The organism is Mucilaginibacter jinjuensis, from assembly GCF_028596025.1.
Lineage (GTDB): Bacteria > Bacteroidota > Bacteroidia > Sphingobacteriales > Sphingobacteriaceae > Mucilaginibacter > Mucilaginibacter jinjuensis.
Genome location: NZ_CP117167.1, coordinates 1,569,351 through 1,589,560 on the forward strand (window position 1 = coordinate 1,569,351; position 20,210 = coordinate 1,589,560).

Here is a 20,210-nt window from a genome sequence, read left to right on the forward strand (position 1 = left end):
TTATGGAAGATACCAAAGTAACCCGCATAGCTGCTGTTGCCGATATTCACGTACGCGAAATCGATAAAGGCAAATGGACTGATTATTTTAAAGAAGTATCAACAAAAGCAGATGTATTACTGATTTGCGGCGATTTAACCGATACCGGCGATGAAGATGAAGCCACCATATTAGCCGAAGAGCTGCGTGCTTGCACCATACCCGTTGTTTGCGTACTGGGCAATCACGATTACGAAAAGGGCAGGCAAAAATTGATTCGCCAAACTATCCAAAGCCAAAATGTACATGTGCTGGATGGAGAAGCTATTACCATTGGTAATGTTGGCTTTGCCGGTATAAAAGGTTTTGGAGGAGGTTTTGATAACCACATGCTTACCATGTTTGGCGAAAATGCCATGAAAGCCTTTGTACAGGAAGCTGTTGACGAAGCCCTGCACCTGGAACGTGCCCTTAGTAAACTGGAGGCAGATCCATTTGTAGAGCATAAAATTGCAGTTTTGCATTACGCGCCAATTAAGGCAACGGTGGTAGGAGAGCCTGAAGCTATTTATCCGTTCCTGGGGTCCTCGCGTTTGGTAGAGCCTCTGATCCGTAAGGGGGTAACTGCCTGTTTCCACGGCCATGCGCACGCAGGTACTTTAGAAGGGGATATTAACGGAAGTATTAAGGTATATAATGTGGCCAAACCGATACTGGTAAAGGCAGGCTACCAATGCCCGTATTATTTATATGAGCTACCGGTTTAATTAACTGGTAGCACGCCTGTGCATATTAAGGCTTTGTTCGGTTTTGCGTTCTTCTTCCTGTAATATGGCCAGGGTGCGCATTATTTTGTTTTTGCCGACTTGCAGATTGTTTTTTTGATCTAATAAATACTCAACAGCTTTTTTAATACTGTCCAGTTTCGCTTTATCCTTCTTTAACTGTGTCATTTCTTATTCAATTAAACTATGATCTGTTTTTCAATGCGTCTACTAACTTTTTCAATTCGGCGTTTAGTATACGTTCAATCTCCAATTGCTTTGCGGCCAAATCCATTTGCAGCTGCTTGATATTATCCAGAACAGCGGCAGTTTCATGGTACTCCCTTTTCTTGCGCAGAGAAGCCTCCTGGTTTCTGATCTTCGAAATCAGTTGTTCTTCCTGCATTCTATGGTGGAGCAACGATTGCATATAGGTAGATGAACGGCTGTAAACAATGATTAATACGTTATCGCGTTTGTTTATGTTTTGCTTTATACGAAATAATTATTAACAAATTTATTAACACATTAACGTTCAGGAATATTTATTGCAACTCGGATAGGAATTTAAGTTTGATGCAACCAATGTGGCAGATTAAGCATCTTGCCTGTATTATATTAAACTTTAGCCTTGTTATGATCAACAAATTATCAACCTTAAAAATAAAGATGATGCTTACTGCTCTCATCTTACTTACCGTTTTTTCTGTGCATGCACAACATACTACAACTATTGGCAATACACCTCGTACGGGTTCAAGCAATAGCACATTTGCGGTAATAAAAGGGCAGCAGGTAGGCATTAAAATGAATGCCGGCAAGAAAATGGTTAAGCTGTTGAAATTAAACTTCGGGGTAGAAAACCACAGTAACGATACCCTGAAGTTTAAAGTAAATGTATATGGCTTTAACGGAACACTGCCCGATGATAACCTGGTTAAACAAATTATTACAGGCGGTATACCTAAAGGAAATAGCCGTGTTATTGTAGATCTGTCGCCCTATGATATTGAGGTAAATGGCAACATCCTAGTATCAATCGAATGGTTAAATACCCAGCAGGTTACAGAGCCATCTTTTCACATCGGTTTGTTTAACGGAGGTACCTGGAATTATGAAAATAATGCATGGAAGCATACGCCAGTAGCCGGGGTTGATTTTAGTGTATTGGTTGAGAAACTAAAGTAACAATATGCACCTTTACTAAAACCGGATGCTTGCGATGAGTAATCCGGTTTTTTAGGATTAAACTATATTTTCCTATTTTCACAACCATGAAAAAGGCACTGCTTACTATTACTGCTACAATTATTTTATTCGCCACCGCATGTACAGGCGGCTTGAATACACAACAATTATACGGTAAATGGAAGTATGTTAAAGTAGGCGTACCCAACAGCAGCCCGCCCGATACCGTAACCACTGCCGACCTGGAAGAGAACAAGCCCTATATCGAAATTAAACCTGATGGTAACCTCAATATCTTTTGGGGAGGTAAGCTTTTATCGCACGGCACTTATAAAATCTCGGGCAAAAACCTCAATGTGCATGAGTTACTGCCCAATGGTAAAAGCAGGGATTTTCCATTCTATGTTTCTTCGCTTAGCGATAAACAGATCACTTTCGAAACGCTGGATAAAGATGGTTCGCGCGTAACGGCGGTGAAGCAATAAATTGCTTTTTTTCTGCCAAACTGTAAGCAGATAAATGTGTTGTGGATTTATTATAACACCTTATGATAATCAACAAACTGCTTATCCGCTTATCATTTATTGTGCTCTTATGTTTATTTGCTTATGACGGAGGGGCACAAACCGTCTATAAAACAGTAAATGACATCCCCAATCCTAAAGTTGACAGAACGGGCTCAGTAAGTAACCCAGATGGTATACTTAGTGAACCCGAGACCGATTCGCTTAACCGGTTGCTTACGCAGCTGGAACAAAAGCAGGGTGTTGAAACTGCCGTTGTGGTTATACATAATTTTAACACCGATCAGGACGATTTTAACTTCGCTGTAAACCTGTTTAAATTATGGGGAATAGGTAGAAAGAAAGCCAATAACGGTTTACTATTATTGGTTGCTACCGACCGCAAGGCCTACCGTTTTATAACAGGCTACGGCCTGGAAGGGCTTTTGCCTGATGCCGATTTGAAATTGATTGGCGAACACCAAATGGTACCTGCCTTTAAGCAAGGCAATTACGGCGAAGGTGTTGTTAATGCCATAACCACTATTTCAAACTACCTTAATCAGCCGGCCAATCATAAAGAACTGGCAGATTTACTGGCAAAAAGTAAGCAAAAGATAGCATGGCAATTACCTGCGGCCATATCCGGCCTGTTAATCATCATACTAATTTGGGTGCTGCGTGTCATCAATAAGCGCAAAGCCATTACTCATAAAATAAAGCAGGCTAAAAAATTATCAGCATACGATATTATAGCGACGGTTATAGGTGTAATTCTTTTTTTAGGGATAATTGCGATTGTCATCATTTCGGGGCTTAATAAATTTGCCTGGTTTAAGGCACTTCCTGTACAGAATGTGCCTTGGCTGGTATATGATGTTAGCGCTTTAATTATACTAACAAAGTATCTCGGTAATTTAGGCATTATCCGCAGGCAACACCAGGACGATTTTAATTTTAATGAAGCCGAAAAAAGTTACCTGAAGGCAACCTGGTGGTGTATTGTATTTTCTCCCCCTGTAATTATAGTATTGCTGATTGAGTATATCAGGCTTCGTAATAGTGCAAAACGCTTTACTGCGATTGCTGATGCAGCTGGTAAATCAATGATAAGGGTTGATCGCGACGTTAATAGGGAAGGTAAGCCATACCTTAGCCCGGGACAAAGAACCGAAGAAAAACTGGACGTGTATTGTTATGATATATGGGTATCTGCCAGCAACGATAAAGAGTTTAAGGTAATACAGAATCAAGGTTCTTCATTTGGCAGTCACGATGTTTGCCCGCAATGCGGCTTTAAAACATTAAAAAAGGCCGAAACAGAAGTGCTGGTACACCCAACCCACACTAAAGAGGGCGAGGGCAAAAAAGTACGTCATTGCGAGCAATGCGATTATGAAGAGCTAATTAAAATGGTAGTAATTGCAACCCTGTCCCAATCGAACAGTAGTTCATCATCTGATAGCGGGAGTAGTTCATCGTCAGATTCGGGAAGTTATGGCGGTGGTGATACCGGTGGTGGCGGGGCGGGTGGCACCTGGTAATTTTACAAGTAATTTGCTACCTTGATTATCGTAAGGTGTCTGCCTGTAACAACCTATTTATGAAACTGTCCGAAGTGCAATAATGCACCGGCCGGGTCGATCACGAAACACTCATCACCCCAATCGTTTCTTTTTATTGGGTGTAATTTTGCGCCCGGATATTTTTGAGGGAGCTGCAATTGTGTGAGCCATTCAAAGCAAGCCTCTACATTTTTAACCTCGATGAAAAGCATGGTGTTGTTGAGCCAATCTTCCACATAAGCATCCTGCAAGTAGAAACCCAATTCATTGAACCGGAGCAGCGACAAGTTATCAGAAAGCGGGAACTCCTGAAAACCTAATTCGGCATAAAATGCTTTAGAAACGGCGAAGTCCTTAGAGCCGATAAATGTGCGTAAAGAAACAATTTCAGGTTGCATATTGGCTTGCATTGATTTCGCCAATAATACAAAATCATCATTGAAACTAAGGTGTTACAACAACACTAATTACAAGGATTTTGCTACTTTAGCTAATGCGCAGATGAGAAACGCTGCCTATGATACCATTTTAACCTTTTATTATCCTCAATGGCCTTACTGACCATCCTGATCTGCATTGTACTGCTTGTGCTTTTAGTGAGCTGGGCTAAAGTTAACCCTTTCCTGGCCTTATTGCTGGTATCCGTAATTGCCGGTCTGGCCCTGGGTATCCCGCTGGATAAGGTGAGCGCATCGGTACAAAAAGGAATGGGCGATACTATGGGTTCGCTGCTTATTATCATTTGCCTCGGTGCTATGCTGGGCAAGCTGATTGCAACCAGCGGAGCCGCCCAAAAAATTGCCGATGTACTGGTTAAAACCGGCGGCGAAAAAAACATTCAATGGGCATTGGTACTTGCTGGTTTTATAGTGGGTATCCCATTGTTTTATGGGATAGGCTTTGTGCTGGTTGTTCCCCTGATATTTTCTATTTCCTATAAATATAAGATCAATGCAGTGTATATCGGCTTGCCTATGCTGGCAGCCTTGTCGGTTACGCATGGCTTTTTGCCGCCGCATCCGTCGCCAACTGCGTTGGTAAAACTGTTCCATGCCGATATGGGGATGACGCTGGTTTATGGTATCATCATCGCTATACCGACTATCATACTGGCTGGTCCGCTTTATGCACGGACTTTGAAGAACATCAAATCAGAACCATTAGCCACCTTCCGTGCCGCCGAGTTATCTACCGCCGAAATGCCCAACGCTTTCAATAGCTTTTTTACGGCATTACTGCCCGTAATATTACTGATGCTGGCGGCTGCTTATCCGCATTTAAACATAAAAGATGAATTCACCAATAAACTGGTAGCTTTCGTTGGCGATCCCGCCATTGTAATGCTGATTGCTTTGATCTTCGGCACGTTTTCGCTGGGTATCGCCAGGGGCAAAAAAATGAGTGCCCTGAGCGATGTGTATGTTGATGCACTAAAAGATATTGCAGTTATCCTGCTTATCATCGCAGCCTCGGGAGCCTTTAAACAGGTCTTGATCGACAGCGGCGTAAGCAGTATTATTGCCGACCAGATCCAAACCCTTAATATCCCACCATTGATTATGGGCTGGTTGATTGCGGCCATTATCCGCATCAGCTTAGGCTCGAGTACGGTAGCCGGGTTAACTGCTGCGGCTATTGTTGCGCCGATGATCTCCAAGTACCATATCAACCCTAACTTAATGGTATTATCTATCGGTGCAGGCAGCCTGGTACTCTCGCACGTAAACGACTCAGGATTCTGGCTCTACAAAGAATACTTCAACCTCAGCATTAAAGACACCCTCCGTTCATGGACCATGATGGAAACTTTGGTTGCTGTGATAGGATTGGTTGGGGTGTTGGTTTTGAATGTGTTTGTGGGGTGATTGATTTCGGAATTCGGATGTTCGATTTCGGATTTGATAATAATAACATTCACATTGCTGCCGCAAGTTTAGTGCAGCGTAACTTGTGGTAAATCTTTGATAAGGTTCACCTTATAGGAAGATGAAAGCTTCCCAATGTACAGTCACAAGTTACGCAGCGCTAAACTTGCGACAGCGGACAATTAAGCCCATCTCGAACACAAAGCCCATTTCTGCGTTTAGATGATGTAACACTCATTTAAAAAGTAAGAATGACGATCTACCTGCAAATTATATGGCTTTTTCTCCTGGCGCTGCCAATTGCCTGCGTGGCCTGGACAGTTACGCACGAGGAGGTATTCAGGGAGCCGAGAGAATATTGCGTGCGAAGATGCAAAACAGGGAAGAGTTTGCCGGAAAGGAAGTTCTTCTACCTCTTTACCTGCGAATATTGTTTCAGCCATTATGTTACCGTTCTGTTTCTGATACTTACGGGTTATAAGCTATTGATGGTTGACTGGCGCGGCTACGTTATTGCCGGGTTTGCGCTGGTTTGGATAGCCAACGTTTATATGAGTTTGTTTGGGCTTATCCGTCAGGATATTTCAAAAGAAAAGACGGAGATTAAGTTGATGCAGGAAAACTTGCCTGATGATAAAGCTAAGTAGGTTTGCGATAGCGAAAATCGTGTACTTGCGCTTATATAGCCGAAAACTTATATTCGCTTATGATTAAGTGGCAAGACACTAAGTATTATGATTGGGCAACCATTCTCAAAACTTCTATTTTTCTGATCGGTGTCTTCCTGCTTTTTTTCTTTCTGTTTAACAGGGGGCATTATGCCTTATTGTTGCAGCAGCGGGGTAAAAATGTTATAACAACAGCCTTGGTTACCAATAGAAGCTCCAGTACAGATTTTGTACAAACGAAATCGCAGGGGAATGTATATAAAACCAACGGTGTCACTGTTTATTATACCTATACCGTGAAAGATGTGGTTTACAACCAAAAGCAAGTATTGTATTATTCATTGATAGACGGGCCGGTCTTGAATTTAATTTACCGGTCAAAACTGCCTTTTAAAGTAAGGGTCGTTTATGATTATAATAATCCTTACAAATCGTCATTGGTTTTTAATTAAATAATTAACTCGCTTGGCTACCGTCCCGATTATCATCGGGATGGTAAAACAGTGATAAGGTTTCACCTTATCGGAAGCTGAAAGCTTCCACAAGATTCGTCACAAGTTACGCTGCGCTAAACTTGCGCCAGCATATAAGGTCAATATTCAACTCGCCCTCTTCCCCTGCAACAGCATATCCATCGCATCATTTAAGGATCCTGCCCTAATTACCTCGCCCGAGTTCACAAAGTAAATTTCATCCGCATTTTCAATGGTGTTCAAGCGGTGGGCTATGATTACGCGGGTTGTTGTGGCGGGCAGGTTATTCAGGATGTCGCTCAATAGCTTTTCTGTAATGGTATCTATGTTAGCCGTTGCTTCATCCAAAATCAATATCTGCGGGTTGCGCAATACGGCACGCATAAAGGCAATCAATTGTTTCTGACCCAGGCTGATGCTATCACCACCAGAAATGATCGGGGTTTCGAGACCGCTTTCAAATATAGCCAGCAGGTTGCCGAGGTTGGCATCTTTAATTACCGTTTCCAGTTGTTCGTTGGTATAGTCTTTATACAAGTCGTTGCCATACAAAATATTGTCTTTTACGGTACCGGTGAACAAGAAAGGCTCCTGCAAAATAAAGCCGATCTTTTGGCTGCGTTCTTCAGAAGTATAAGTGCGAATGTCTTTGCCATCCAGCAATACCAAGCCTTTTGACGGATCGTACAAACGGGCAATTAACGATGCCGTGGTTGTTTTACCACCACCTGTAGGGCCAACCAATGCGTAAGTTTTACCCTGCTCCAGCTTAAAGCTGATATTGTGCAAGATCTCCCGGCTTTCGTCATAACCAAAGTGTACATTCCTAAATTCCAATAATGTGGCAGATGGTTCTGTGATGCCCTCAGCAATTAAAGGCAAATCAGTTTCGAGGGATAAGATCTGCGAAATCCTGTCCCAACCTGCCATCGCTACCTGGAAGTTAGTCCACAGGGCTGCTAACTGGCGCAGTGGGTTATAAAAGTTGGTGGCGTACGATAAATAACTCACCAGTAAACCGATAGAAAACTCGCCGATCGAGATCAGGTAAATACCAAACGACAGCACAATTAATTGCGCAATACTGGCAAACAAGCCATATACAGGCACAAACACGTTATTGGCTAACCCTGCGCCAATGGCGGTTCTGTAATTTTCGCGGTTAGCTATATCAAAACGCTTGCGGAAATAATCGCGGCGATTAAAGGCAATGATCACCTTAAAGTTATTGAGGCTTTCCTGTATCTCGGCACTCATGCCACCCACGCTTTTTAAGTTGAGGGCATTGGTGCGTTTAATCCATGGTGATAGGATCAGCGTTAGGAAAAGGATCACCAGGGCAGGGCATAGGGCTGCTGCACCCAATTTAATATTGATCAACAGCAAAAATATTCCCGCACCAATCATGGTAGAGATATTGCCGATAAACTGCATCAGTGATTGCGAGAAAAACTGGTTGAGTTTATCGGTATCGTTGTTTACACGTGAAATCAGGTCGCCTGCCTTGTTCTGGTTAAAGAAACCTACCGGCAATTGCTGTAGCTTATTGAAGATAGAATTGCGGAGTGTAAACAGCATACGCTGGCCCACGCCACCCATCAATGTGGTTTGCTTATAACTGGTAAACAAGGCTACAACGTACATACAAAGCAGGATGGCGGCATTGTGCAATACCCCGGTATAATCTTTATGTTGTACATATTTATCAATGGTATGCCCAATAATAAGTGGGCCCAGTAGGTTGAGCGTAGAGTTGGTTAATATGGCTCCAAGTGCAATCAGTAAGGTGCGCTTCTCGTGCGCTATAAGTTGAAACAGCTTTTTAAGCCCGGCAAACGTTGATGTTTTTTGCTGCTCTTTGCTGAGTTTGTTTAAATCGTAATTCATTTTGTGTTGAGCAGTAAATTAGTGGGTAACGCCGGTTTCGTAATTGCTGGTACTTTGTTGCGAGTTAAAGATCTGCACGTAATCTGTACTGGTTTTCATCAGCTCATCATGCAGGCCGCTGGCTACAATTTCGCCCTGCATCAGCAGGATGATCTGGTCGTAATGTTCAACCGAGGCTATCTTCTGGGTAACAGAGATCAGCGTTAGACCCGGGTAGTTTTTCTGGATATTGGTGAGGATCTTTTTCTCGGTATTGTTATCAACCCGGGCAGTAAAATCGTCCAGTAATAAAACTTTAGGATTAACGGCTAAGGCACGTGCCAGCATAATGCGCTGCTTTTGCCCGCCTGAAAGGCTCGAGCCCCGTTCAGATACGATGGTGCTCAACCCATCCGGCAGGTTATTGATAAAATCGCGCAGTTCGGCCGTATCAATGGCTTTTTCCAGCGATTCATCCGTCACCTTATCATTAAAAGCAATATTTTCCCGAATACTCATGTTGAAAATGATACTATCCTGAAATACAAAGCCAACCTGGCTGTGGAAGTTCTCACTATCGTAAGAATTGATCGGTTGCCCATCAAATAATATCGAACCGGAACCTGGATTAATTAACCCGGTTAATAAATAAAGTAACTGTGTTTTACCTGCAGCGGTTGGACCTATAATGGCAATTTTTGATCCTGCCGATACTTTTAGTGATATATCTTTTAGTGCCGGTTTTTGTCCGTAACTAACCGATACATTTTGTAGTTCCACATCGCCACGCAGGGTTTCTTTTAATGTTCCACCCTCTGCTACATCTGGTGCGTTTAACACCACATTAATACGTTGGAAGGATGCGGTAGCCTGGGCAATAATATTGCTCATAAACCCAATCACAAAAATTGGGAAGATAATGAGCGATAAATAACTGTTAAAGGCGGCAAAGCTACCCAGCGTCATGCTGCCGGTAATTACAAAGTGCCCACCCATTACCAAAATGGTTAAAGCCGCCATGTTAGCAGTAAAGGTTACAATAGGGATCAGCCCGGCGAAAAAGCCCAAAATACGCAGCCCGTAACTTTTAGCTTCGGTATTGGCCTCTAAAAACTTATGATATTCTAGTTGTTGGGAGTTGATTACGCGGATGAGTGCCGCACCTAAAATACTTTCGTTAATTACCTTGTTTAGCTGGTCGATAACGCCGCGGCTCTTGATAAACAGGGCGCGCACATTCTTCAAAACATAAAAAAATGTACCACCTATGATAGGGATAATGGCAATTACCGCCAGCCCTAACTTCCAGTTGATAGTAAGCAGCAGGATGCTACCGCCTATAATAATAAAGAAAGACGATACCAAAGATACCAGTGCCTGCGATACGAAGAGCTTGATCGAATCTACATCCGCAGTTAAGTTAGTTAGCAGTTTTGATGGGTTAACCTGCTCAATAAAAGCGTGGCTTTGGCGTGATATTTTGTCGGATAAGCGCTGTCTTAAATCTCGTGCCACTCGTTCAGAGGCATAGGTTTGGATCACCGTTTGCAGATAGCCGAAAATGAAGATGAGCAATACGGCCAGCGAAAACTTTTTGATCAGCGTGTCGAATACAAATACTTTCTTCGTATAATCATCAATACCTCCGGCAATAATTTTAGGCAGCCAAAGGTTAATGCCATTACTTAGCAAGGCAAAAAGCAGGAGCAGCACAACCAGGCCCATATAAGGTTTCAGGATACTAAAAACACCGGGTGGTTTGGCGGCTGGCTTAGGGGTACTTGTTTGCATGTGGTATTACTTTATTGGTAATGACGATTGAGGCCGTGAAAGATTTTAAACCCCTAAAATAAAAATCAGAACCCAGTCCCCGAAACTAATTATTTTATTGAAGGCGGTTGGCCGGTTTTTAAAGCTTTACGTATCAATGAAATTACCACAAGTTGAGGTTTTTCATTGGTTATTTTGACAGCCATTCAACACACCTCAAAATGAAAATTGCTAAAAATATTAACAAAACCGCTATCTTTAAACCTGTAAAATATCAGTATCCAAAAGCTTATTTTAAATCATGGCAACAGAAGTAAAGTGTCCGAGTTGTGGTCATCCATTTCCGATTGAGGAAGTGATGACCGAGGAGTATAGAAAGCAGCTTCGTGTTAAAATGCAGGAATATACCCGGCAAAAAGAAGACGAATACCGTAAAAAGGAGGAAGACTTTAATGCCCGCCAGCACGAGCAGCAATTGAAATTCGACCAGCGTTTACTGGACGAGAAAAAGCAATTGCAATTAACCCTCGAAGAAAACCTGCGCCGTACCATTGCCGCCGATTTTGAAAACCAGATGCTGATGCTGCAAAGCAACGCCAAGGATACTGAAGAGAAACTAAAAGCCAGCCGTTTAAAAGAACTCGAGTTTTTGCAGAAGGAACAAGCCCTGAAGCAAAAAGAAGAAGATATGCAGCTGGAAATGCAGCGCAAGTTGCAGGAGCAGCGTAATGATTTGGTAGAGCAGATCCGCAAGCAAGAGGCGGATAAGCATACTATAAAAGATACCGAAACCCAGTTGCGTATGAAAGAACTGGAAATGCAGCTGGAGCAACAAAAAAAGCTGGCCGAAGAAATGAAGCGTAAAGCCGAACAAGGCTCTATGCAATTACAGGGCGAAGCGCAGGAACTGGTATTGGAAGAATTATTGCGTACCCATTTTCCGTTTGATATGATAGGAGAGGTGGGCAAGGGCGTACGTGGTGCCGATTGTATCCAAACCGTGCGTAACCAATTTGGACAAGAGTGCGGTCGTATTATTTACGAGAGCAAGCGTACCAAAGATTTTGGCGGCGACTGGATAGAAAAACTGAAAAAAGATAAGCGTAGCACAGGTGCAGAAGTGGCTGTAATTGTGACCCAATGCTACCCTAAAGGTATGGATTGCTTTGGTGAAAAGGACGGCGTTTGGATTTGCTCTTTCGACGAGGTTAAAGCTGTGGCTTATATTCTGCGCGATTTTGTGATCAAGCTTTCGGATGAGGTGCGCAAGCATGATAACAAAGGTGATAAAATGCATTTGTTGTATGATTTCCTGACCAGCAATGAGTTCTCTGAACAATGGAAAGCCATTCGCGAAGGTTTTATGAGCATGCGTATGTCGATCCTCAAAGAACGCGAAGCGATGGAAAAACTCTGGAAAAGCCGTGAAAAACAACTGGAGAAAGTGTTGTTAAGCGCAGCTCATATCAAAGGCTCGATAGAAGGTATTGCCGGTAGCGATAATATCCAGTTAAGCTTAACGGACGATGAGGATGAAGCAATAATGATTGATTAGGTAAACTAAATCTGTTTTGTAAAATGCAATAAAAGTTTGCCATACTGAAATTTAGTTAATGTCCTAATTTGATTGTTGAAAATTTCGCAATAGTTAAAATTTGCTTTTAATGATAGTTTAAGGTGCTTAACTTAGTTGATATAAACCTATTATCAACATGAAAAAAATCCTTATTCTCTCTGGCATTGCTGCGCTTTGCCTGGTTGGCGAAACCAATGTTTCTTCTGCTTCTAATTCAGTAAAAAGTATTAATGCAAAACATCTGAAGACTAAAAAATCTAAGCTTGTTTTCGACCAAGTTAATGGCAGTTACTTTAACAGTAACTCTTTCCCCATTACTGTTTTATTTATGCAATTCGGGCACCCGCAAACTGTACTTAACATACCTCCGGGTTACAGTTCTGGTACTTATTCAGTTCCGGCCGGTACTTATGATGTTCAGTTTTCATCAAGCGGGCCTGTTTATTACGAAGTAACAGGGTATGCAAACCAGCAAGGCTCAAATGTTACATTCCCGGGTGTAACATTCTCAAGCAGTAGCCCGGTTACATTTACCTGCGATTTACCTCAGTAATTTCTACAAAATCCTTAAGCCTGTAGCCGGCATCAAAAAATGACTGGCTACAGGCTTAATGTATTTTATGCCGATTTCAAACTCGCATTCGTAGGCTCGTCATGGTGGCTCATTCTTGCTGCTTCAATATGGTAGTATTTGTGCAGGCGACAGATCTTAAATATGGCGGTAAGTACAATTACGCCCGTTAGCGGGCCAGCCCAAAAAATCCAATACCCGGTATAATTATTGCTGATAACCGCCGGGCCAAAGCTTCGTGCTGGGTTGGTACTACAGCCAGAGTAGGCGGTCTCTGCCCAAACCATAAAGCTGTATAAAAAAGGCATAGTAAAAGGTGTGTAATTACGTAGTTTAGGGCTGCCTACAAATACAAATATCACCAATATCAAGGCTGCTGTCGTAATCACTTCACCCAAGAAAGCACCCATATTGCCGCCTATGCCGGGGAGGGTATTTCCGTAACCAACGCTTTTGCCTTGTTGCCCCCATAATAAAAGAGGGATGCAACCTACCACCGCTCCCAGCATCTGGCTAACGATATAACCAACCAATGCATGTGGTTTCATTTTATGCCGAAGCCAGAAAGCTATGCTTACCGCAGGGTTAATATGTGCGCCGCTAATTTTGCCCACCGGCGATATAGTAACCGCACAGCCCGTACAGCCAAATAGCAATCCGGTAAGCAAACGCCTGGCCTGCACGGATGGAATATAATGCGCTACGATTGATCCCTGACCCCAATCCAGGATCACAGAACTTAACCCAATGCCTAATAATAAGGCTGTGCCAATAAACTCTGCTATAAAATTAACGTACAGGGGTTTGGGGTGCATATCGGGACTTAAAAGACTTATGGATTAAGGACAAAGGACGAAAGATGTTTGGCTTAATGTAAAATATAACAGAATCTTAATATCCTTTTTCTTTTGTCCTTTATCTATTATTTGTCCAATTAATATCCGGTCTGTGGTATAGGTTCAGCTACCATTTCATTTCCGGCCAGGTCATAATAGGTACACATCATTTTTTGAGTATCGATGGTCCATTTTTCTACACCTGCTGCCGCAGCCTGCCTGCAAAAAGTCATAAAATCTGTTTGGCCTTGCTGGTGTATTTTTATGGTATGCTCAAGATCTGCAGGGGATGATTTTTGAGAGATGGGAAGCAGGTCATACCTGGCGCCCGAGTCTATTTTAAAATCATTTGCGCCATAATACACGGTACGGCCATCTTCTACAATGTACTCATACCTTAATAAATCTAATTCTTTAATTTCCTGTACATACTTTGGGAAATCGGCCCCGGTTTTAACCTTTGCGTGGGCTGCCTTTAGTTGTGCTTCTGTAAACATATTTTTCTGCTTTGAATGTACATCAAAAATGGGTCATTTCACCCTGCGGTAACTTGTTCTTATTGAGATATTTGTTTGTAAATTTATTAAGAGTTTAACCAATTAAATAGACCTTACAGTTATGGCAACAAAAACACTGACCCCAGCACAGAAAACTGCCTATAAAAACCTGAACATCGACCCTAAAAATCGAATCATCGTTAGCTTAGATGGTGGTGGCATCAGGGGGATCCTGACCTTGCAATTGCTTAAAAAAATAGAGGAAATTGCAGGAATACCTTTAAACCAATTTTGCGATCTTTTTGCCGGTACCTCAACCGGGGGCATTATTGCGGGTTTATTGGCCAGCGGCCATACGGCGGTAGAAATTGAGAAGCTTTATATTCAGCTGGTATCTAAAGTGTTTCTGAAGCGTGGCTTTTTAGGAAACCGGTTTTTAAACCCGCCCGCTTATGATAAAAAGAATTACCGCGAAGCCTTAAAGCTGGTTTTGGGAGATGATACCCTAAAGGATGTGTGTATTAAAAATGATGTCGACGTTTTTATAACTTCTAAGGATCTGACAGATAATGAAGAAACCTATTTTACCTGTTTTAATACAACAGAGGTAAAAGGTACTTACCAGGATGCCCTACTGAGAACTGTTTTGGAAGCCACTATGAGTGCGCCAACCTACTTTAGCCCCTTGGAAAGGTTTGTAGATGGCGGTACTACAACTTATAACAACCCATCGCTGGCTGCCATTATGGAAGCCGTTAATTATGACGGTACAGGTAAATACAGCCTGCCCAATATTACCATGTTTAGTTTGGGGACGGGCAAGCTGGTTAAATCTGTACAGCCACAGCAAGCAGCCCATCCAGATGGGCCGGATGTTTACTTCTGGCTGAACTATGTGATGGACGAATCGAGCCAGGATGCCAGTACCATGCAGGTAGACTTATTCAGGGCAGGGATTATTAAACTGGATTACCGGAGGTTTCAGATCTCATTTGATACAGCAGCCATACAAAAACTGCCCAACCTGGATATATCGGCCCTGCATTTTACCAATGCCGATAGCCTGCACAGTTTAACAGACGATGATTTAAACGTGCAAATGGATGATGTAAGCAAATTTGATTTGATGAAGGCCATAGGTGAGGCAATGACCGAATATATTATGGATGACTGTAAATTTCAGCGCGATTTGAATAAGACCCCAAGTTTAAGAGATGAACTGGTTACGGCGTTTAACAGCGTAGGCACCATTAAAGCAAATGTTACCAATGCCGGATGGATTGATGGCCAACCTTCGAGTTAAAGCATAGGAGGTGGCGGAAAGAGGTAGATTGAATGTGTATATGCACAGAATTGTTACTGATGGATACTTTATTGCAGATAAACCATTGCTGCATTTAAGTATCAAACTATCATTAACTTAAAATCTACCTTATGAAAAATTTAAAAATGCAATTCGCAGCGGGGCTGTTTGCGGTTGTCCTGTTGGCCTCATGCGCCACTACTTCTTACATCGGCGATACACTAACACCATCAGAAAAGATCGATGTTTACTATGCTGCCCGCGACGTTAAACGTGAGTATAAAGTAATAGGGCATATTTCGGCAGCAACCGGCACAAGTGAAAATGATGCAAAAGCAAAAATTGTTGAGAAAGCGAAAGCCGTTGGCGCAGACGGAGTGATAATCCTGGGGCTCGATTTTACAGGTGGCAAGGATTCTACACCTTTTGAAAAAGCGGATGCCATAAAGTATAATAACTAATGTATTTGTAAAAGAAAAGGGCCGTTAATAGACGGCCCTTTTTTGGGAATCCTATTTAAGAAAATGTAGCACCAACTGCGCCCACTCATCATCCAATGATAGTTCGGGGCGGGTTTTATGCGCTTTGTTATACCAGTAATCGGCATTCCATATATCGCCTTCTTTGCGGTGCAAATAGGCGTGTACCCATGCCGATGACAGATCGCTCAACTGATCAACTTGCGCATGTGCCTTATGCCAGTCTCCTTTAGCATCATACCAAAGGCTTTTTAACTGCACAGAAAGCTCCTTGGCCGGCTGGTCGAGTTTTAATGATGCTTTAAAATCTGCCAGCGTTTTCATGATTATATTGATTTTGTTATAAAAACAATGCAATATAAAAGGCTTTTACCAAACTTTCTAAACCAAGGGCTCCCGGCTTATTTAGAAGCCGGGTTTTTCCCCACAAAGTCTACCACATAAGTGCGGTTATCCCTATGCGTGTTATAGGTGCTTTTTTGAATGTCGTTTATAACAAAACCAATGCCTCTGTTTGGCGGGCTTGATAAGCTATTATTGCAGATATTATGAAGCCTGATACCTTGTTTATCCGGCACCTCGACCGAACTATTTATCCTGATCTCGTTATGCAATACATCATAAATACCAAATGCCCATGCCTCGTGGTTATTCACGGTATTTGCAACCTTGTAAGCTGCATAACCATCGCGCGTGCCGGCTTCGCTCATATATGCTGCCTGGTTAGGGGCATCGTAAGGGGTTTCGCACTGCAGGAAATAAGTTTTGCCATATTCACCTGTCCAGTAAACCTGGTATTGCTGGAAATGCTCCACAAACATCCCGTACATGGTTACATAATCGCCATTAACAACCAGTCCGTTTGTTGCTGTGTTAACATCCCAGCCTACGCTGCCCTTTACGCCATGATCGGCTCTCCAGATCCAGAAATGATCACCGATAACATCATTACTGTTAACAACAGCCGACTGGTCTACATGCACATTGCCCGGTCGGAAGCCGCCGATCCTGAAAAACAGATCGGCCAGCAGGGTAGGGTTCTCATTATGCCTTATTTTATTTTTTTCCTGCCCAACCTGGATCAGACTATGTGAACTGTAATGCGCGTCGAAAAGTAATGATGCAATAGTCACACCATCGACATCATCAACCACAATAGCCGAGGTTGAATTTTCCTGATCGGGTATTAGTGTAGCGAAACCCAGCCCGAGGATAATGGTATTAGGTTGGGTTACATGAAGCGGCTCCGAAAGCTTGTACATGCCGGGAGTGATCAGCAAGTGCTTACCTGCTTTAAGCTGCTTGTTCATTTCTTGTGCAGTAGCGCCCGGTTTAGCCACAAAGAAGCTCTTCAGTACATCTATGGCTTCTCCTTCACCCATTTCATCCTTGGTGTATGATAGGCCTTTATGATCATGTTTTAGCGCCGGGCGGAATACCTTGTAGCGCTGATCCTTGTCTATAAATAAAAAGGGTTTCTCGCGGATAACCGGTGTGTTAGGTATAATGGTTACGTTACCGCCTTTGTCCCAGTTGTTCTGGTAGGTGCTCATATCTGCACCGGGCCCAAAATTAACCCCCTGGAAACAATAATTGTATTTAATTTCCTGAAACTGGCCACGTCCTTTATTCAGAAAAGAATTGCGGGTATACCATTGCTGTTGATGATCTGACCCTGCTGCACTTTGGAAATCACAGTCGGCTGCATAGCCGCCGCTTACCCATCCATTTCCCCATTGATAGCGTACCACACGGGTAGAATAGATTCTGCGTAATGGAGCGGCCTGAGAAACTGCCCATTTGAAAGTTTCATCCTCATTGTAGGTTTCCGGGCCAATAACCGAAAGGTTCTCTGCCGACCGCCAGAAAGTGACGGTGCCGTTTCCATCTTTGCCGCGTGGTGGCGTATGGAGGTTAGAGACCTGCACTTCATAAGGTGTTCTTCCCAAACCTGCTATATGCATGTAGAAAGGGATTTTAAACAATCCTGCGTTTTTATAATCGCCCGGTTTAAAGAACATGGCATACCGGTTAGGGCTAAATTCCTTGCCGAACATCTGATCATGAATAGCGTTCATCTCGCGACTAATGGCCTGCATGCTATCGGTAGGGTTATAGATGTATGTGTTTTCGCCGAAGAGTTCGGTTTCCAAGCTTGTTTGGGCAACAGGGCGGTTGTTATCTGATACCTGGTAATAATAATCATATAGATTTCCCTTTGCTGTTTTATCAGTAAAAGAAGGGGTAGCGGTAGTGCCTATTGTTTCGTAGTTGCCAAAACGGCCTTTTGCCCTTTTGATAAGATATGGGCCTTTTGAGTTTTTATCAGCGGCGTTTTTACTGAAATTTAGAACGATTCGGCCATTTTTTACATCGCATTCTTTTGTCTGCGCCTGGCTGGCAGAAGTAAAAATGAATAGCAGTATTAAAGAAATAAAAGGCAATCTTGTTATCATAAAACCAATTTTAAAGCCCGGCATCTACCGGATGTTTTGTAAATAATAAAATCTAAGCCAGACAAGCTCTGCGTGGATACGTGTTGTAAATGTATCCCGGTGTTTTTACGCGTTGGCGTTGAAAATAACTATGTCCTTCTTAGGTTTGATGAAGCAAATCTATAGAAATGTAAACCAATTAAACAAGGTTCTTTTTGTGCAAGTGTTTGATTTTCAATTGATAAATATCTTTTTAATACGCATTAAGAGCCCAGTAGTCATAAAATTCAGGTCTGGAAATCAATTGCTTAGCAGAAGCAAAGGAAAAACGACAATTGCAGGCAATGCGCTTAAATACAAGTAAACTTTTTTAAATGAAGGAATAAGAGATGTGTTTTCATGCTAATTTAGCAACACACTAATAAAATTATAGTTGTATTTCGTCGATCGGTAGTTCCTTGATTCGCTATTGATTAATCGTTTAATTTTTACGGACCAAGCTTTTCCATTTTGCGGCAATGGACAACGCCTTAACTAGTAGAGCCACCCTGAGGTTGATAAACTGTTTGGGAGCTATCGCTGTTTGGCCGTCCTGATAGGCATGTCGTTACCCTGACGAAAACTATGCTGACGGAGCAATAAGGATTTTAGTCTACAAATAAATCAATTAATATTATATGATATCCTTCACGCGTGCTTCCCTTTGCTTGGCGTATGAGCTCATGAATGGACGCTCGCAGATGATATGGAATATATATCCAACGCCAATTCCGATAATTACCTGAACGATAAGCGTGATCCAGTATTTATCACCTATGAAGCCCATTTTAATCATTAATTGTCGTGGAATTGCTATTACAGTAGGATGTGATAAATATATACTGTAAGACATGGTTCCCAAAAAAGATAAGATTTTAATGAAACGATTCTTGATCAGGATGCTATCAAACCGGTACAAAAGTAATAGAACAAGTGAAAAGACGAATCCAAATATAGCTTGTGTTCTGCTCGCCGGGTGACCAAGTGTGTAATGTCCCGCGTGTAAGCTTGCGAAAAGAAGTACAAGCACAGATGTTATGTCAAAGAAGAGTTTGGATTGGAAATTGTCAGGATTTTTAATCCTTATATAAACAAATGCCCCCATGCCAAACAGATACCACAGATCAAGTGGAAATGGACAAGTATCAGGTGCAAGTATTAACCATATCAATGATAGCTGAGTAAGTATAAATAGTATACCGTGCAGGCTGTAATTGAGTTTTTTTTGTAAAAATATGCATGCCGCAATAATAATATAAAATGCTATTTCATAACAAAGAGACCAATATATGGCTTGAATCGGTTTTATATTGAATGGGACTTGCGTGAGAGTCAAGTTTGAAAAGTAATAAAGAAACGAATTATTTATAAATTCTGGCCCATGGCTTGGTTTTGGAATAAACTTTAAATGAGCGGCTAATATAAAAACTAACGTTAGCGCAATGGCAAGTACTATTGACGCATAATAAGGCGGAAAAATGCGTCGAAAACGAGCCTTTAGAAAATTCATAGCCGACTTTTGTTTCGCTATAGCATTATCGGCGGCCAGTACGATACAGTATCCGGATATAACGAAAAACATTGCTACTCCCAACTGTCCGGACATGCTAAACATGTAGAGGTAATTTCCGGATAGTAGTGCCATGCCATTTGGAAGAACACGAATGTCTGTTATAACCGTAGAACAGGCATGGGCCATCACAACCCAAATGGCGGCAAGGGCTCGCCATGCATCCAATTGCTGATATACAGAAGATTTATTAGCAATTACATGGGGGATAGTTTTTTTTTCGCTAAATATTTGCATTGGATATTGCAGGTAAATTAGTAGGC

The 20,210-nt window shown here is 42.2% G+C and carries 21 protein-coding genes; 11 read left to right on the forward strand and 10 right to left on the reverse strand.

Annotation, left to right across the window (positions count from 1 at the left end):
* The first annotated feature begins 2 nt into the window (after window positions 1-2).
* Window positions 3-746, forward strand: a complete 744-nt coding sequence (locus PQO05_RS07170; protein WP_273632021.1) for a metallophosphoesterase family protein — start codon at window positions 3-5, stop codon at window positions 744-746.
* Here PQO05_RS07170 and PQO05_RS07175 read toward each other — a convergent pair whose 3' ends face one another.
* Window positions 747-932: a hypothetical protein gene (locus PQO05_RS07175; RefSeq protein ID WP_273632022.1), complete on the reverse strand. Its 186-nt coding sequence runs from the start codon at window positions 930-932 to the stop codon at window positions 747-749.
* A gap of 16 nt (window positions 933-948) precedes the next feature.
* Complete coding sequence (locus PQO05_RS07180) at window positions 949-1,173, reverse strand: hypothetical protein (RefSeq protein ID WP_273632023.1); 225 nt, start codon at window positions 1,171-1,173, stop codon at window positions 949-951.
* A gap of 206 nt (window positions 1,174-1,379) precedes the next feature.
* Between PQO05_RS07180 and PQO05_RS07185 the strand changes: the two genes are divergently transcribed.
* The 3 genes from PQO05_RS07185 (at window position 1,380) to PQO05_RS07195 (ending at window position 3,978) form a co-directional block, all read left to right on the forward strand.
* Window positions 1,380-1,931, forward strand: a complete 552-nt coding sequence (locus tag PQO05_RS07185) for a hypothetical protein (RefSeq protein ID WP_273632024.1) — start codon at window positions 1,380-1,382, stop codon at window positions 1,929-1,931.
* 86 nt (window positions 1,932-2,017) lie between these two features.
* Window positions 2,018-2,416: a hypothetical protein gene (locus tag PQO05_RS07190; protein ID WP_273632025.1), complete on the forward strand. Its 399-nt coding sequence runs from the start codon at window positions 2,018-2,020 to the stop codon at window positions 2,414-2,416.
* Between the two features lie 62 nt (window positions 2,417-2,478).
* Window positions 2,479-3,978, forward strand: a complete 1,500-nt coding sequence (locus PQO05_RS07195) for a TPM domain-containing protein (protein ID WP_273632026.1) — start codon at window positions 2,479-2,481, stop codon at window positions 3,976-3,978.
* Window positions 3,979-4,031: 53 nt separating this feature from the next.
* Here PQO05_RS07195 and PQO05_RS07200 read toward each other — a convergent pair whose 3' ends face one another.
* The gene (locus PQO05_RS07200; RefSeq protein WP_273632027.1) at window positions 4,032-4,397 is read right to left on the reverse strand and encodes a VOC family protein; all 366 of its coding nucleotides are present in this window, start codon (window positions 4,395-4,397) and stop codon (window positions 4,032-4,034) included.
* Between the two features lie 150 nt (window positions 4,398-4,547).
* On the opposite strand from PQO05_RS07200, the gene PQO05_RS07205 reads away from it, so the two are divergent.
* The 3 genes from PQO05_RS07205 to PQO05_RS07215 all read left to right on the forward strand — a co-directional run bounded on the left by PQO05_RS07205 (window position 4,548) and on the right by PQO05_RS07215 (window position 6,984).
* Window positions 4,548-5,864 carry a GntT/GntP/DsdX family permease gene (locus tag PQO05_RS07205; RefSeq protein ID WP_273632028.1) on the forward strand — a complete coding sequence of 439 codons (1,317 nt, stop codon included), beginning with the start codon at window positions 4,548-4,550 and terminating at the stop codon, window positions 5,862-5,864.
* A gap of 251 nt (window positions 5,865-6,115) precedes the next feature.
* Window positions 6,116-6,511 carry a hypothetical protein gene (locus tag PQO05_RS07210; RefSeq protein ID WP_273632029.1) on the forward strand — a complete coding sequence of 132 codons (396 nt, stop codon included), beginning with the start codon at window positions 6,116-6,118 and terminating at the stop codon, window positions 6,509-6,511.
* A gap of 59 nt (window positions 6,512-6,570) precedes the next feature.
* Window positions 6,571-6,984 (forward strand): hypothetical protein, encoded by a 414-nt coding sequence (locus PQO05_RS07215; protein ID WP_273632030.1) that lies wholly within the window; start codon window positions 6,571-6,573, stop codon window positions 6,982-6,984.
* 147 nt (window positions 6,985-7,131) lie between these two features.
* Here the strand turns inward: PQO05_RS07215 and PQO05_RS07220 are convergent, their stop codons facing one another.
* Together PQO05_RS07220 and PQO05_RS07225 are read right to left on the reverse strand one after the other, a co-directional pair.
* Complete coding sequence (locus PQO05_RS07220) at window positions 7,132-8,892, reverse strand: ABC transporter ATP-binding protein (RefSeq protein WP_273632031.1); 1,761 nt, start codon at window positions 8,890-8,892, stop codon at window positions 7,132-7,134.
* An 18-nt stretch (window positions 8,893-8,910) separates the two neighbouring features.
* Window positions 8,911-10,662 carry an ABC transporter ATP-binding protein gene (locus PQO05_RS07225; RefSeq protein ID WP_273632032.1) on the reverse strand — a complete coding sequence of 584 codons (1,752 nt, stop codon included), beginning with the start codon at window positions 10,660-10,662 and terminating at the stop codon, window positions 8,911-8,913.
* A gap of 280 nt (window positions 10,663-10,942) precedes the next feature.
* On the opposite strand from PQO05_RS07225, the gene PQO05_RS07230 reads away from it, so the two are divergent.
* Both PQO05_RS07230 and PQO05_RS07235 read left to right on the forward strand, forming a co-directional pair.
* On the forward strand, window positions 10,943-12,196 hold the full coding sequence (locus PQO05_RS07230) for a DUF2130 domain-containing protein (RefSeq protein ID WP_273632033.1): 1,254 nt from the start codon (window positions 10,943-10,945) through the stop codon (window positions 12,194-12,196).
* 157 nt (window positions 12,197-12,353) lie between these two features.
* Window positions 12,354-12,770 carry a hypothetical protein gene (locus PQO05_RS07235; RefSeq protein WP_273632034.1) on the forward strand — a complete coding sequence of 139 codons (417 nt, stop codon included), beginning with the start codon at window positions 12,354-12,356 and terminating at the stop codon, window positions 12,768-12,770.
* 65 nt (window positions 12,771-12,835) lie between these two features.
* Here PQO05_RS07235 and PQO05_RS07240 read toward each other — a convergent pair whose 3' ends face one another.
* Window positions 12,836-13,603: an MIP/aquaporin family protein gene (locus PQO05_RS07240; protein ID WP_273632035.1), complete on the reverse strand. Its 768-nt coding sequence runs from the start codon at window positions 13,601-13,603 to the stop codon at window positions 12,836-12,838.
* 119 nt (window positions 13,604-13,722) lie between these two features.
* The gene (locus PQO05_RS07245; protein WP_273632036.1) at window positions 13,723-14,121 is read right to left on the reverse strand and encodes a DUF1398 domain-containing protein; all 399 of its coding nucleotides are present in this window, start codon (window positions 14,119-14,121) and stop codon (window positions 13,723-13,725) included.
* A 121-nt stretch (window positions 14,122-14,242) separates the two neighbouring features.
* Between PQO05_RS07245 and PQO05_RS07250 the strand changes: the two genes are divergently transcribed.
* Entirely contained in the window at window positions 14,243-15,424 is a 1,182-nt protein-coding gene (locus tag PQO05_RS07250; RefSeq protein ID WP_273632037.1) for a patatin-like phospholipase family protein, read from the forward strand.
* 131 nt (window positions 15,425-15,555) lie between these two features.
* A complete protein-coding gene (locus PQO05_RS07255) occupies window positions 15,556-15,885 on the forward strand; it encodes a beta/alpha barrel domain-containing protein (RefSeq protein ID WP_273632038.1) in 330 nt (109 codons plus the stop codon).
* A 51-nt stretch (window positions 15,886-15,936) separates the two neighbouring features.
* On the opposite strand, the gene PQO05_RS07260 is transcribed toward PQO05_RS07255, so the two are convergent.
* The 3 genes from PQO05_RS07260 to PQO05_RS07270 all read right to left on the reverse strand — a co-directional run bounded on the left by PQO05_RS07260 (window position 15,937) and on the right by PQO05_RS07270 (window position 20,184).
* The gene (locus PQO05_RS07260) at window positions 15,937-16,227 is read right to left on the reverse strand and encodes a hypothetical protein (RefSeq protein ID WP_273632039.1); all 291 of its coding nucleotides are present in this window, start codon (window positions 16,225-16,227) and stop codon (window positions 15,937-15,939) included.
* Between the two features lie 77 nt (window positions 16,228-16,304).
* Window positions 16,305-18,359: a hypothetical protein gene (locus tag PQO05_RS07265; RefSeq protein WP_273632040.1), complete on the reverse strand. Its 2,055-nt coding sequence runs from the start codon at window positions 18,357-18,359 to the stop codon at window positions 16,305-16,307.
* A 652-nt stretch (window positions 18,360-19,011) separates the two neighbouring features.
* Window positions 19,012-20,184, reverse strand: a complete 1,173-nt coding sequence (locus PQO05_RS07270; protein WP_273632041.1) for an acyltransferase family protein — start codon at window positions 20,182-20,184, stop codon at window positions 19,012-19,014.
* Window positions 20,185-20,210: the final 26 nt, after the last annotated feature.

Excerpts from the sequence above, each read along its gene's own strand:
- PQO05_RS07170 (WP_273632021.1), top strand. The coding sequence starts at position 3 with ATGGAAGATACCAAAGTAACCCGCATAGCTGCTGTTGCCGATATTCAC.
- PQO05_RS07175 (WP_273632022.1), bottom strand. The coding sequence starts at position 932 with ATGACACAGTTAAAGAAGGATAAAGCGAAACTGGACAGTATTAAAAAA.
- PQO05_RS07180 (WP_273632023.1), bottom strand. The coding sequence starts at position 1,173 with ATGCAATCGTTGCTCCACCATAGAATGCAGGAAGAACAACTGATTTCG.
- PQO05_RS07185 (WP_273632024.1), top strand. The coding sequence starts at position 1,380 with ATGATCAACAAATTATCAACCTTAAAAATAAAGATGATGCTTACTGCT.
- PQO05_RS07190 (WP_273632025.1), top strand. The coding sequence starts at position 2,018 with ATGAAAAAGGCACTGCTTACTATTACTGCTACAATTATTTTATTCGCC.
- PQO05_RS07195 (WP_273632026.1), top strand. The coding sequence starts at position 2,479 with ATGATAATCAACAAACTGCTTATCCGCTTATCATTTATTGTGCTCTTA.
- PQO05_RS07200 (WP_273632027.1), bottom strand. The coding sequence starts at position 4,397 with ATGCAACCTGAAATTGTTTCTTTACGCACATTTATCGGCTCTAAGGAC.
- PQO05_RS07205 (WP_273632028.1), top strand. The coding sequence starts at position 4,548 with ATGGCCTTACTGACCATCCTGATCTGCATTGTACTGCTTGTGCTTTTA.
- PQO05_RS07210 (WP_273632029.1), top strand. The coding sequence starts at position 6,116 with ATGACGATCTACCTGCAAATTATATGGCTTTTTCTCCTGGCGCTGCCA.
- PQO05_RS07215 (WP_273632030.1), top strand. The coding sequence starts at position 6,571 with ATGATTAAGTGGCAAGACACTAAGTATTATGATTGGGCAACCATTCTC.
- PQO05_RS07220 (WP_273632031.1), bottom strand. The coding sequence starts at position 8,892 with ATGAATTACGATTTAAACAAACTCAGCAAAGAGCAGCAAAAAACATCA.
- PQO05_RS07225 (WP_273632032.1), bottom strand. The coding sequence starts at position 10,662 with ATGCAAACAAGTACCCCTAAGCCAGCCGCCAAACCACCCGGTGTTTTT.
- PQO05_RS07230 (WP_273632033.1), top strand. The coding sequence starts at position 10,943 with ATGGCAACAGAAGTAAAGTGTCCGAGTTGTGGTCATCCATTTCCGATT.
- PQO05_RS07235 (WP_273632034.1), top strand. The coding sequence starts at position 12,354 with ATGAAAAAAATCCTTATTCTCTCTGGCATTGCTGCGCTTTGCCTGGTT.
- PQO05_RS07240 (WP_273632035.1), bottom strand. The coding sequence starts at position 13,603 with ATGCACCCCAAACCCCTGTACGTTAATTTTATAGCAGAGTTTATTGGC.
- PQO05_RS07245 (WP_273632036.1), bottom strand. The coding sequence starts at position 14,121 with ATGTTTACAGAAGCACAACTAAAGGCAGCCCACGCAAAGGTTAAAACC.
- PQO05_RS07250 (WP_273632037.1), top strand. The coding sequence starts at position 14,243 with ATGGCAACAAAAACACTGACCCCAGCACAGAAAACTGCCTATAAAAAC.
- PQO05_RS07255 (WP_273632038.1), top strand. The coding sequence starts at position 15,556 with ATGAAAAATTTAAAAATGCAATTCGCAGCGGGGCTGTTTGCGGTTGTC.
- PQO05_RS07260 (WP_273632039.1), bottom strand. The coding sequence starts at position 16,227 with ATGAAAACGCTGGCAGATTTTAAAGCATCATTAAAACTCGACCAGCCG.
- PQO05_RS07265 (WP_273632040.1), bottom strand. The coding sequence starts at position 18,359 with ATGATAACAAGATTGCCTTTTATTTCTTTAATACTGCTATTCATTTTT.
- PQO05_RS07270 (WP_273632041.1), bottom strand. The coding sequence starts at position 20,184 with ATGCAAATATTTAGCGAAAAAAAAACTATCCCCCATGTAATTGCTAAT.